Origin of the sequence: Streptomyces fuscigenes, from assembly GCF_021556455.1 — a bacterium.
Taxonomy (GTDB): domain Bacteria; phylum Actinomycetota; class Actinomycetes; order Streptomycetales; family Streptomycetaceae; genus Streptomyces; species Streptomyces fuscigenes.
Genome location: NZ_JAKGCV010000147.1, coordinates 1 through 12,165, shown reverse-complemented (window position 1 = coordinate 12,165; position 12,165 = coordinate 1). Strand labels below are relative to the sequence as shown.

9 protein-coding genes and 1 pseudogene are annotated in these 12,165 nt (G+C 71.3%); 6 read left to right on the top strand and 4 right to left on the bottom strand.

Going from position 1 to position 12,165, the window contains the following annotated elements:
* Nucleotides 1-509: sugar transferase (locus L1885_RS14375; protein WP_235797487.1), on the bottom strand; the 509-nt coding region annotated here is incomplete at its 3' end.
* Nucleotides 510-1,079: 570 nt separating this feature from the next.
* Between L1885_RS14375 and dnaK the strand changes: the two genes are divergently transcribed.
* The 4 genes from dnaK (at nt 1,080) to L1885_RS14355 (ending at nt 5,393) form a co-directional block, all read left to right on the top strand.
* A complete protein-coding gene (gene dnaK / locus L1885_RS14370; RefSeq protein ID WP_235797486.1) occupies nt 1,080-2,945 on the top strand; it encodes a molecular chaperone DnaK in 1,866 nt (621 codons plus the stop codon).
* Complete coding sequence (grpE, locus tag L1885_RS14365) at nt 2,942-3,634, top strand: nucleotide exchange factor GrpE (RefSeq protein ID WP_235797485.1); 693 nt, start codon at nt 2,942-2,944, stop codon at nt 3,632-3,634. The genes dnaK and grpE overlap by 4 nt, the downstream gene beginning before the upstream one ends.
* 93 nt (nt 3,635-3,727) lie before the next feature.
* Nucleotides 3,728-4,912, top strand: a complete 1,185-nt coding sequence (gene dnaJ / locus L1885_RS14360) for a molecular chaperone DnaJ (protein ID WP_235797484.1) — start codon at nt 3,728-3,730, stop codon at nt 4,910-4,912.
* 4 nt (nt 4,913-4,916) lie between these two features.
* Complete coding sequence (locus L1885_RS14355) at nt 4,917-5,393, top strand: heat shock protein transcriptional repressor HspR (RefSeq protein WP_235797483.1); 477 nt, start codon at nt 4,917-4,919, stop codon at nt 5,391-5,393.
* 343 nt (nt 5,394-5,736) lie between these two features.
* On the opposite strand, the gene L1885_RS14350 is transcribed toward L1885_RS14355, so the two are convergent.
* Both L1885_RS14350 and L1885_RS14345 read right to left on the bottom strand, forming a co-directional pair.
* Complete coding sequence (locus L1885_RS14350; RefSeq protein WP_235797482.1) at nt 5,737-6,708, bottom strand: helix-turn-helix transcriptional regulator; 972 nt, start codon at nt 6,706-6,708, stop codon at nt 5,737-5,739.
* A 128-nt stretch (nt 6,709-6,836) separates the two neighbouring features.
* Nucleotides 6,837-7,820, bottom strand: a complete 984-nt coding sequence (locus tag L1885_RS14345) for a helix-turn-helix transcriptional regulator (RefSeq protein WP_235797481.1) — start codon at nt 7,818-7,820, stop codon at nt 6,837-6,839.
* Between the two features lie 427 nt (nt 7,821-8,247).
* On the opposite strand from L1885_RS14345, the gene L1885_RS14340 reads away from it, so the two are divergent.
* Complete coding sequence (locus tag L1885_RS14340) at nt 8,248-8,568, top strand: Rieske (2Fe-2S) protein (protein ID WP_235797480.1); 321 nt, start codon at nt 8,248-8,250, stop codon at nt 8,566-8,568.
* A gap of 247 nt (nt 8,569-8,815) precedes the next feature.
* Here L1885_RS14340 and L1885_RS14335 read toward each other — a convergent pair whose 3' ends face one another.
* Entirely contained in the window at nt 8,816-9,250 is a 435-nt protein-coding gene (locus L1885_RS14335; RefSeq protein WP_235797479.1) for a pyridoxamine 5'-phosphate oxidase family protein, read from the bottom strand.
* 189 nt (nt 9,251-9,439) lie between these two features.
* Here L1885_RS14335 and clpB point away from each other — a divergent pair.
* Nucleotides 9,440-12,031 (top strand): annotated as a pseudogene (gene clpB, locus L1885_RS14330) (ATP-dependent chaperone ClpB); the annotation flags it as partial.
* Nucleotides 12,032-12,165: the final 134 nt, after the last annotated feature.

The window sequence follows — 12,165 nt, the reverse complement described above, 5'->3', positions numbered from 1 at the left end:
CGCGCGCGGACACCCGCCGGCACGCCGGACCTGACGCCGGCCGCCGCACGGGCCCAGGAGGCGCGCCGGGGCCGGGCGAGCGCGGGCAGGGTCCGGGCCAGCAGCGCCAGGTCCCCGGCCAGGGAGTGGCGCTCCACGTACTCCTGGTCCAGCAGCTCCGGCTCGTACCAGGGCAGCGGGGAGGCGCGCCGCACCTGTGCGGGGCCGGTCAGCCCGGGCCGTACGGACGCCCGCCAGGCGTTCCTCGTGCGGGGGTGTCCAGCGGGCAGCGGGGCGGGGCCGACGAGTGCCATCCGGCCGAGGACGACCTGGGGCAGCCGGGACAGCAGGTCCAGCCGCAGCCACCGGGTGCGCAGCGAACGCAGGGTGAACGGCCGCCCGTGCAGGCCGGCCGCGTCGAAGCGGGCGAGGACCCGCCCGCCGGGGGGTGCGGCGGCGGCCGGCCCGCAGACGGCCAGGGCCAGCGCCGCGGCGGTGAGCAGGGGCGCGGCGAGCAGGAGCAGCGGCACGGCGAGGACGAGATCCAGGGCACGTTTGGGTGCGGGCGGGCGTTCATCGGGTACGAGGACGGCGGCCGCCCTGGTCGCACCGGGAGCACCGGGAGCACCGGGAGCACCGGGAGTACCGCGAGCACCGCGGGGGCCAGGAGCGCCGGGAGCACTGGGAGCGCCGGGAGCACCGGGGATCCCGTGCGTGCCGGGAACACGGGCGGGCCGCGCGGTGCTCGCAACGGGGGGCGGCTGCGGGGGCGCGGCCGGGGTCGCGGCCGCGGGGCCGGGGCGCGGGGTCAGCCGCATGGGCACCAGTCCGTTCACATGTGAATTGTGCGTAATGCGCGCATTGGGTCTTTCGTCGTTTTTGTAGAACGATGGCACGGTCGGGTCACCGACCGCGGATGCGGCCGGAGCGCGTGTCGGGTACGCCGTTCGGCGCGGAGGGCCGCCAAAGGTGCAGGTCGAAGCCGTGCGTCACGGGCATCCGCACTTAAGTTGAGTCCAATCGACTCAGGTCCTTTGACACCTTGCGATCCGTGTTGCATCCTTGAGCCTGTTGCACTCAAGTCAGCTGGAGGAATCGAAATGGCACGTGCGGTCGGCATCGACCTGGGCACGACTAACTCCGTCGTCAGCGTTCTCGAAGGCGGCGAGCCCACCGTCATCACCAACGCCGAGGGCGCCAGGACCACGCCGTCCGTCGTTGCCTTCGCCAAGAACGGTGAAGTGCTCGTCGGCGAGGTCGCGAAGCGCCAGGCAGTCACGAACGTCGACAGGACCATCCGGTCGGTCAAGCGCCACATGGGCACCGACTGGAAGATCAACCTCGACAACAAGGACTTCAACCCGCAGCAGATCTCGGCCTTCGTGCTGCAGAAGCTGAAGCGGGACGCCGAGGCGTACCTGGGCGAGAAGGTCACCGACGCGGTGATCACCGTCCCGGCGTACTTCAACGACTCCGAGCGGCAGGCCACGAAGGAGGCCGGTGAGATCGCGGGCCTCAACGTCCTGCGCATCGTCAACGAGCCCACCGCGGCCGCCCTGGCGTACGGCCTCGACAAGGACGACCAGGTCATCCTCGTCTTCGACCTCGGTGGCGGCACGTTCGACGTCTCGCTGCTGGAGATCGGCGACGGCGTCGTCGAGGTGAAGGCCACCAACGGCGACAACCACCTCGGTGGCGACGACTGGGACCAGCGCGTCGTCGACTACCTGGTCAAGCAGTTCGCCAACGCGCACGGCGTGGACCTGGGCAAGGACAAGATGGCCCTCCAGCGTCTGCGCGAGGCCGCCGAGAAGGCGAAGATCGAGCTGTCCTCCTCCTCGGAGACCTCGATCAACCTGCCCTACATCACGGCGTCCGCCGAGGGCCCGCTGCACCTGGACGAGAAGCTCACGCGCGCCCAGTTCCAGCAGCTGACCTCCGACCTGCTGGACCGCTGCAAGACCCCGTTCCACAACGTCATCAAGGACGCCGGGATCCAGCTGAGCGAGATCGACCACGTCGTCCTCGTCGGCGGTTCGACCCGCATGCCCGCCGTCGCGGAGCTCGTCAAGGAGCTGACCGGCGGCAAGGACGCCAACAAGGGCGTCAACCCGGACGAGGTCGTCGCCATCGGCGCCGCCCTGCAGGCCGGTGTCCTCAAGGGTGAGGTCAAGGACGTCCTGCTCCTCGACGTGACCCCGCTGTCCCTCGGCATCGAGACCAAGGGCGGCATCATGACGAAGCTGATCGAGCGCAACACCACGATCCCGACGAAGCGCTCCGAGATCTTCACGACGGCCGAGGACAACCAGCCGTCGGTGCAGATCCAGGTCTACCAGGGCGAGCGCGAGATCGCGGCGTACAACAAGAAGCTCGGGATGTTCGAGCTCAGCGGCCTTCCGCCGGCCCCCCGCGGCGTGCCGCAGGTCGAGGTGTCCTTCGACATCGACGCCAACGGCATCATGCACGTGACCGCGAAGGACCTCGGCACGGGCAAGGAGCAGAAGATGACCGTCACCGGCGGCTCCTCGCTCGCCAAGGACGAGGTCGACCGGATGCGCCAGGAGGCCGAGCAGTACGCGGACGAGGACCACAAGCGCCGCGAGGCCGCCGAGACCCGCAACCAGGGCGAGCAGCTCGTCTACCAGACCGAGAAGTTCCTCAAGGACAACGAGGACAAGGTCCCCGGTGACGTGAAGACCGAGGTCGAGACCGCCGTCGGCGAGCTGAAGGAGAAGCTCAAGGGCGAGGACACGGCCGAGATCCGCACCGCCACCGAGAAGGTCGCCGCCGTCTCGCAGAAGCTGGGCCAGGCCATGTACGCCAACGCCCAGGCCGACGGTTCCGCCGGTGCGGCGGGCGCGGCCGGTGCCCCCGGTGCCGAGCAGCAGGCCGACGGCCAGGACGACGTCGTCGACGCCGAGATCGTCGACGACGAGCGCGACAGCAAGGGCGGTGCCGCGTGACGGAGGAGACCCCGGGCTTCGAGGAGAAGCCCGACGTCCCCTCCGGCGCCGACCCCGACGAGGCGCCGAAGGGCGCAGGGTCGGGCCCCGCAGCGGAGCCCGACCAGGCCGCCCAGGCCGGGGACGTCAACGAGAAGGCCGCACTGACGGCGCAGCTGGACCAGGTACGCACCGCCCTCGGCGAGCGCACCGCGGACCTCCAGCGCCTCCAGGCGGAGTACCAGAACTACCGCCGTCGGGTGGAACGCGACCGGGTGACCGTGCGCGAGATCGCCGTGGCGAACCTGCTGACCGAGCTGCTGCCCGTCCTGGACGACATCGGCCGGGCCAGGGAGCACGACGAGCTCGTCGGCGGGTTCAAGTCCGTGGGCGAGTCGCTCGAATCGGTGGCGGCGAAGCTCGGGCTCCAGCAGTTCGGCGAGGAGGGCGAGCCCTTCGACCCGACGATCCACGAGGCCCTCATGCACTCGTACGCGCCGGACGTCACCGAGACGACCTGCGTCGCGATCCTCCAGCCGGGGTATCGGTTCGGCGAGCGGACCATCAGGCCCGCCCGGGTCGCCGTGGCCGAGCCCCAGCCGGGGGCGCAGCCCAAGGCGTCCGACGAGGACAAGCAGGGCGAGGGTTCCGAGGCCTCCGCGGAGGACGGGAAGCCCACGAAGGAGAGCGGTGGCCCGGACGAGGGCTGACCTGCCGGCCGTCGCCGCCCGTGCCGCCGCCGTCACGGCGGCGGCACCGGGCGGCTCCGGCCGGGACCCGTATCGGGAGGAGGGACGTCGGGAGTGAGCACCAAGGACTTCGTCGAGAAGGACTACTACAAGGTCCTCGGCGTCCCCAAGGACGCCACAGAGGCCGAGATCAAGAAGGCGTACCGGAAGCTCGCCCGCGAGTTCCACCCGGACGCCAACAAGGGTGACGCGAAGGCCGAGGAGCGCTTCAAGGAGATCTCCGAGGCCAACGACATCCTGGGCGACGCCAAGCGCCGCAAGGAGTACGACGAGGCGCGCAGCCTGTTCGGCAACGGCGGATTCCGCCCGGGCCCCGGCGGTGGCGGCGGCACGTTCAACTTCGACCTGGGCGACCTCTTCGGAGGCGGACCCCAGGGCGGCGGCGGTGGCGGCACGCAGGGCGGCTTCGGCGGCGGACTCGGGGACGTGTTCGGCGGCCTGTTCAACCGGGGCGGCGGCGGCACCCGTACGCAGCCGCGCCGCGGCCAGGACATCGAGTCCGAGGTCACGCTCAGCTTCACCGAGGCGGTGGACGGCGCGACCGTCCCGCTGCGGATGTCCAGCCAGGCGCCCTGCAAGGCGTGCTCCGGCACCGGCGACAAGAACGGCACGCCCCGCGTGTGCCCGACCTGCGTCGGCACCGGCCAGGTCTCGCGCGGCACCGGCGGCGGCTTCTCCCTCACCGACCCGTGCGTGGACTGCAAGGGCCGCGGGCTGATCGCCGAGAACCCCTGCGAAGTCTGCAAGGGCAGCGGGCGCGCCAAGTCGTCGCGCTCCATCCAGGTGCGCATCCCGGCGGGCGTCTCCGACGGGCAGCGCATCCGGTTGCGCGGCAAGGGCACCCCGGGCGAGCGCGGCGGCCCGGCCGGCGACCTGTACGTCGTCGTCCACGTCGGCACGCACCCGGTGTTCGGCCGCAAGGGCGACAACCTCACGGTGACCGTGCCCGTCACGTACCCGGAGGCCACGCTCGGCGGCGAGGTGAAGGTCCCGACCCTGGGCGGACCCCCGGTGACGCTGAAACTGCCCCCGGGAACGCCCAACGGGCGCACGATGCGTGCGCGCGGAAAGGGCGCCGTGCGCAAGGACGGCACCCGCGGGGACCTGCTCGTCACGGTCGAGGTGGCCGTGCCGAAGGACCTGGCGACGGAGGCCCGCGACGCGCTCGAGGCGTACCGCAAGGCCACCGCGGGCGAGGACCCGAGGGCGGAGTTGTTCCAGGCAGCGAAGGGAGCATGAGGTCATGGACAGGGACGGCGGCGGCGCCCGGCGCCGCGCTTCTGCCGGCTTCGGCAGGGCGTACGAGCTGACGGAGGAGACGCCCGTCTACGTCATCTCCGTGGCGGCCCAACTGTCCGGGCTGCACCCCCAGACGCTCAGGCAGTACGACCGCCTGGGCCTCGTCTCGCCCGATCGCACGGCCGGCCGGGGCAGACGGTACTCGGCGCGCGACATCGAACTGCTCCGCCAGGTGCAGCAGCTGTCGCAGGACGAGGGCATCAACCTCGCCGGCATCAAGCGGATCATCGAACTGGAGAACCAGGTCGTCGCGCTGCAGTCGCGGGTGGCGGAGCTGTCGGCCGCGGTCGACAGCGCGGCCGTCGCGATGCAGCAGCGCGAGGCCCAGGTGCACGCGTCCTACCGGCGCGACCTGGTGCCCTACGACGAGGTGCGGCAGGCGAGCGCGCTGGTCGTGTGGCGGCCGAAGCGGCCGGAGTGACACCCCGGCGGGCGTGACGCACGCGGCCCGGCAGCAGGTCCGGCCGGCCGTACGCGCGACGCGCCGAGCGGCGCCGACGAGAGGCGGGACCCCCCGAGCGGGAGTCCCGCCTCTTCGCGTGGGCGCGCCGCCTGGTTCTCGCGCGGTGCGGTGCGGTGAAGTGCCAGGCCGGCCCGGTCCGGCCCGATGCGGCCTGCCCGGTCGGTTCGGAGTCCAGCCGGGGGGCCCGGCCGGGCGCGGTGCCGTACGGCCCGGCTCAGTCGGGCTCGGCTCGGTCCGGCCCGGGGCTCGGTCGGGCTCGGCTCAGCTCAGCGCGGCTCAGCCCGGCTCGGCTCAGTCCGGCTCAGCTCAGCTCGCGCTCCGGGCTCGTGGCCCACCAGTGCACCAGCTGGTAGACGGTGCGCAGGCCGAGGCGGGAGCGCAGGTCGGTGAGGTGCGCGTTGATGGTGCGGGCGCTGTAGCCGAGTGCCTTGGCTATCTGCTGCTGGTCGCTGCCCGCGCACAGTTCGCGCAGGATGGCGCGCTGGAGCGGGGTGCTCACCGCGTCCTCGCCGGAGGCGGCGCCGAACCAGTCGTCCGCCCGCTTCCACTGGTCCTCGAAGACGTCGGCGAGGAAGGCGCACACGGCGGGGTCGCGGACGTGCCACGCGCCGGCCTTCGCCGGGCGGCCTTCGAGCGAGTCGGCCAGGAACGCCTGTCTCCGGTCGAAGACGATCATCGCGAGGAACGGGCCGGCGAGGCTGCGGAAGCGGCCGCCGAGCGGGCTCATGACCCGTACCCGGTCCTGCACGGCCGGATTGCCGCGGCTGCTGGCGCGGTACAGGGTCCGCACGCTGACGCCGCGCCGCAGCATCTGCGCGTCCCTGTCCTGCGTGAGCGAGAGGGTGCGGGGGGAGCGGCGGCCCGGCCGCGCGGAGACGACGTCCTCGCGCACGGTGTCGGACGCCGCGCTGATCACCCGGTTGACCGCGTCCGTGCCCTCCAGGAAGACGGCCGGGGAGAAGGAGGCGGAGGCCTGCCGCGAGCCCTGGCCGTAGCGCAGGTCGCTCAGGACGGAGGCGAGGTCGGAGAACAGCTCGACCGAGTGCGTCAGCGCGTCGGCCACGGACTGGCGCAGGCGCCGCTCGGCGTCGTCGATGCCGACGACCGTGAGGTGGCCGCTGACCGGGTCCCAGACCGCGAGCCCGCGCTCTTCGAGGACGGAGACGCCCGGGGTGCCGCGCTCGACGGTCTCGCCGGCCGCCACCCTCGCGTACAGCTTCCTGGCCTCGACCGGAAGCAGGGCCCCGTTTTCGTGTGCGGCTTCCTCCGTCATCCCCACCTTCAAGAATCAGAAATTCCGAACTACGCAGACCTCGTCGGCTTGTCCGCGGATCAACGATCGGGCAGCGTATCTCACGATGAGTGTCGGCCCACTCGCGCACCGTTGGAGAGCACCGTCCGTCAATTGCCCTGGTCAAGGATTCCCGACTGCGCTATGAGAAAGCCGAGTTGGGCTCGGCTGCCGCTGCCCAAGGACGCGGCGAGCTTCGCTATGTGCGCACGGCAGGTGCGCACGTTCATGCCCAGGCGCCGGGCGATCGCCTCGTCGACGAGCCCTTCCACCAGCAGTTTCGCGATGGAGCGCTGCACACCGGTGATGCCTTCCGAGGTCGGTTCGTACGTCACCTGCTCGGCCAGGGGGGTGGCGAGGCGCCAGAGTTGCTCGAAGACCTTGATGAGGTACGCCACGAGGCCCGGATGTCGCAGCTCCAGGGCCATCTGGGGATCGTCGCCGGCCGGTATGAAGGCGACGGTGTGATCGCAGACGATCATGCGCCCTATGAGCTCCTCCAGGGTGCGTATCTCGACCCTGCCGCTGGCCAGGCGGCTCACGTAGGCCAGCGTGCCCTGGCTGTGGCGGACCGTGTGCTGGTACAGCGTGCGCATGCTGACGCCGCGGTCTATCAGCGGCTGGTCGCGCTCCAGCGCCTGGTTGAGGATGTTCTCGCGCCGGCCGCCGCCGGGTTGGACGGTGAGCATCTCCGTCTTGCACTCGGAGGTCGCCAGGTTGAGCGCGGCGTTGATCCGGTCGATGCCCTCAAGCACGGTGATGGCGTGGGTGGGGGCGGGGCTGCGGGCGCTGATGGCGAGGAACGGCTCGAAGGACTCGGCCAGGTCGACCGTCAGCCTCCTGCGCTCCTGGATCTCGCGCTCGATGGGGTGCAGCCGCTGGGTGAGGGCCACCGAGGGAGGGACCGGTCTCAGCCAGTTCGGGTCGTCCGGGTCCGGGTGGAGCAGGGCGAATTCGAGCAGGCACGGAGCGGCCTCGGCCTCGGTCCGCAGGATGCGCCCGGCGGTGAGCGCGGTGGCGTAGAGCTGCGCTCCTTCCTCACATAGCTCACTAAGTGCATGGTGATGTGTCTGTCGTGTGTCGCTTTGCGACATTTGCCCACCCCCCAGGGTCCTGTACGTGCAAGAACATGATGCATCGTCCCTGTGGCATTGACGTGCCTGGATGAGTCATCGTTCTTTCAGCCGGGGGAAGAGGAACTCATCGGATGGGGACGAAGCCGACTATGCGCAAGAGAACGCTCCGTTTCGCTGTGGCTGCCGCGTTCTCCGCGGCCGTCGCATGCGGAGTCGGTGTCACCGCCAACGCACAGGGTGGGACATCGACGGCCGTTCGCGCGGACAGTGGTTGGGGCGCGACACCGTTCAGCGCCGACGCCAGCCGCTACCTCGCGGGTGACAGTGGTTGGGGCGCGACGCCCTTCAGCTCCGACGCCGGCCGTTACCTCGTGGGTGACAGCGGCTGGGGCAGCACGCCTGCAGGCTCCAACGGATCCGAGGCGCCCGCGGGAACCACGCTCGCATGACAACGCCCGCGGACGACAGGAGTCTTCGGCGCGAGATGGCCGCGGCCTTCCGATCCGGGTGGCACTTCATCGACCTCGTTACCGCGATTCCGCGGCGCGGGGACTCGCTGAGGGTCACACTGTTCGGAGAGCCCGTGCTGGTCGTGCGCGACGAGGACGACGACGTCCGTGCGTACCGTTGCCTGCGCCGCCCCGGCGGTGCGCCGCAAATGGTCCGATGCTGCATCAGGTATGACATGATTTTTGTTAATCTTGATCGGCGAGATCATGAGCTCGTAGAACCACAACCCCATACAGCCACCCCCCGCAGTGCCTGAGCGATTCCCCCGTCGTAACAAGTCGCTCAGGCGCTTCCCCCACACAACGGCGCCATCGTGGACCTGAAACGCGATGGCGCCGTTGTGCTGCCCGAAAACGGCCCGAGGCCGTGCGAGTGGACCCGGCCCGCCCCCGGGCCTCCCGCCCTCCGGACCTGATCCGGCGCCGCTCCGGCCTCCGGTCGCTCCCCTCCCCGCCCCCAGCCGCTCAGGCGCCCCCGCCCCGGCCGGGTCCCCGCCGGCTGCCTCAGCCGCGGCCCATGGCCCGGTCGAGCGCGATCTCGATGACGACGCGGTCCGGGTTCGGGGACGGCGTACGGCCGTAGCGCTCCGCGTAGCGGGACACGGCGTCGGCGACCGCCTCGGGCTCCGTACGGACCCGGGCCCGGCCCTCCAGCGTCGACCAGCGCCCCTTCACCACCTGGCAGACCGCGACCCGCGCGCCCCGCCGGCCCCCGTCGGCGTCGGCGTCTGCGTCGGCGTCTGCGGCCAGGATGTTCGCCACCTTCCTGGTGTTCTTGCTCGTGATCACGCGGGCGACCCCGGCCTCCGGGTCGTACGTGACGCCGACCGGCACCAGGTGCGGGGATCCGTCCGGACGCTGCGTGGCGAGCGTGCAGATGTGGTACTCGCGCCAGAAGGCCAGGAACTCCGGATCCGGGTCGCGCAGGTCGTGGTTCATGGGTCCGAGCCTAGGCCGTGTCCGACGAACGGTGCCGTCCGCCCGGAGGGCGGTCGGTCCGGAACGGGGGCGCGAACCCGTGCGGGATCGGGGTCGTGGCCGGGTCCCGTTTTGGGGTTGAGTGGAATAGACTCAACTTTTCGCAGGTTCTCATAGTCAGGATTGAGGGAACAGGAGGAGAGAGCGCACGTGGACGCCGAGCTGACCAACAGGAGCCGGGAAGCGATCAGTGCCGCGAGCAACAACGCCGTGGCCGAGGGACACCCGGACCTGACCCCCGCCCATCTTCTGCTCGCACTGCTCGCGGGCCAGGACAACGAGAACGTCACCGACCTGCTGTCGGCGGTCGAGGCCGACCTGGCAGCGATCCGGTCCGGGGCGGAGCGGCTGCTCGCCGGGCTGCCCAGCGTCGCCGGGTCCACCGTCGCCCCGCCGCAGGCCAACCGCGACCTGCTGGCCGTCATCGCCGACGCCACCCAGCGCGCCCGCGACCTCGGTGACGACTACGTGTCGACGGAGCACCTGCTCATCGGCATCGCCGCCAAGGGCGGCGCGGCGGGCGAGGTGCTGGCGGAGCAGGGGGCCACCGCCAAGAAGCTTGCGGACGCATTCGAGAAGTCCAGGGGAGGACGACGGGTGACGACGCCCGATCCGGAGGGCAACTACAAGGCGCTGGAGAAGTTCGGCACGGACTTCACGGCCGCCGCGCGCGAGGGCAGGCTCGACCCGGTCATCGGCCGGGACCACGAGATCCGGCGCGTCGTGCAGGTGCTCTCCCGCCGTACGAAGAACAACCCGGTGCTCATCGGCGAGCCCGGCGTCGGCAAGACGGCCGTCGTCGAGGGGCTCGCGCAGCGCATCGACAAGGGCGACGTGCCCGAGTCCCTGAAGAACAAGCGGCTGATCTCGCTGGACCTCGGCGCGATGGTCGCCGGCGCGAAGTACCGCGGCGAGTTCGAGGAGCGCCTGAAGACCGTCCTGTCCGAGATCAAGGACAGCGACGGGCAGATCATCACCTTCATCGACGAGCTGCACACGGTCGTGGGCGCCGGCGCCGGCGGCGACTCCGCCATGGACGCGGGCAACATGCTCAAGCCGATGCTGGCCCGCGGTGAGCTGCGCATGGTCGGCGCGACCACGCTCGACGAGTACCGCGAGCACATCGAGAAGGACGCCGCGCTGGAGCGCCGCTTCCAGCAGGTGCTGGTCGCGGAGCCGACCGTCGAGGACAGCATCGCGATCCTGCGCGGGCTCAAGGGCCGCTACGAGGCGCACCACAAGGTGCAGATCGCGGACGCCGCGCTGGTGGCCGCCGCCACCCTCTCCGACCGCTACATCACGTCGCGCTTCCTGCCGGACAAGGCGATCGACCTCGTCGACGAGGCCGCGTCGCGGCTGCGCATGGAGATCGACTCCTCGCCCGTCGAGATCGACGAGCTCCAGCGCGTGGTGGACCGGCTCAGCATGGAGGAGCTGGCGCTGAAGAACGAGTCGGACCCCGGCTCCGTCCAGCGCCTGGAGAAGCTCCGCCGCGACCTGGAGAACCGCAAGGAGGAGCTGCGCGGGCTGACCGCGCGGTGGGAGAAGGAGAAGAAGGGCCTCAACAGGGTCGGTGAGCTCAAGGAGCGCATCGACGAGCTGCACGGCCAGGCCGAGCGCGCCCAGCGCGACGGCGACTTCGACACCGCCTCCAAGCTGCTCTACGGGGAGATCCCGTCGGTCGAGCGTGAGCTCCAGGAGGCCTCCGTCGAGGAGGAGGAGCAGGAGGCCGACAAGAACACGATGGTCAAGGACGAGGTCGGACCCGACGACATCGCCGACGTGGTGGCCTCGTGGACCGGCATCCCCGCGGGCCGCCTGCTGGAGGGCGAGACGCAGAAGCTGCTGCGCATGGAGGACGAACTCGGCAAGCGGCTCATCGGGCAGGCCGAGGCCGTACGGGCGGTCTCCGACGCGGTGCGGCGCACCCGCGCCGGCATCTCGGACCCGGACCGGCCGACCGGATCGTTCCTCTTCCTCGGCCCGACGGGTGTCGGCAAGACGGAACTGGCCCGGGCCCTCGCGGACTTCCTGTTCGACGACGAGCGGGCCATGATCCGCGTCGACATGAGCGAGTACGGCGAGAAGCACTCCGTCGCGCGGCTCGTCGGCGCGCCTCCCGGCTACGTCGGCTACGAGGAGGGCGGCCAGCTCACCGAGGCCGTGCGGCGCCGCCCGTACTCGGTGGTGCTGCTCGACGAGGTGGAGAAGGCGCACCCCGAGGTCTTCGACGTGCTGCTGCAGGTGCTGGACGACGGGCGGCTCACCGACGGCCAGGGGCGGACGGTCGACTTCCGCAACACCATCCTGGTGCTGACGTCGAACCTCGGCAGCCAGTACCTGGTGGAGACGGGCACCTCCGAGGAGCAGAAGCGGGAGCAGGTGCTCTCCGTGGTGCGCTCGTCCTTCAAGCCGGAGTTCCTCAACCGGCTCGACGACATGGTGGTCTTCTCCGCGCTGTCGCGGGACGAGCTGGCGCGCATCGCCCGGCTCCAGGTGGACCGGCTCGCCAAGCGGCTCGCCGAGCGCAGGCTGACGCTGGACGTCACGCCGGCGGCGCTGGAGTGGCTGGCGGACGAGGGCAACGACCCGGCGTACGGGGCGCGCCCGCTGCGCCGCCTGGTGCAGACGGCGATCGGCGACCGGCTCGCGAAGGAGATCCTGTCGGGCGAGGTCACGGACGGCGACACCGTGCGCGTGGACCGCTTCGGCGACGACCTGATCGTCGGACGTGCGGACGGCTCGCCGGAGCCGGCGCCCGAGGGGCCCGTCGAGTCGGCGCCCGCCGAGTCGGAGCCGCTCGCGGCCGAGGGCGCCGAGGGCGCCGGGGAGCGGCCGGCGAAGACGCTGTGACGGCAGCCGCCGCGACGGCGGCC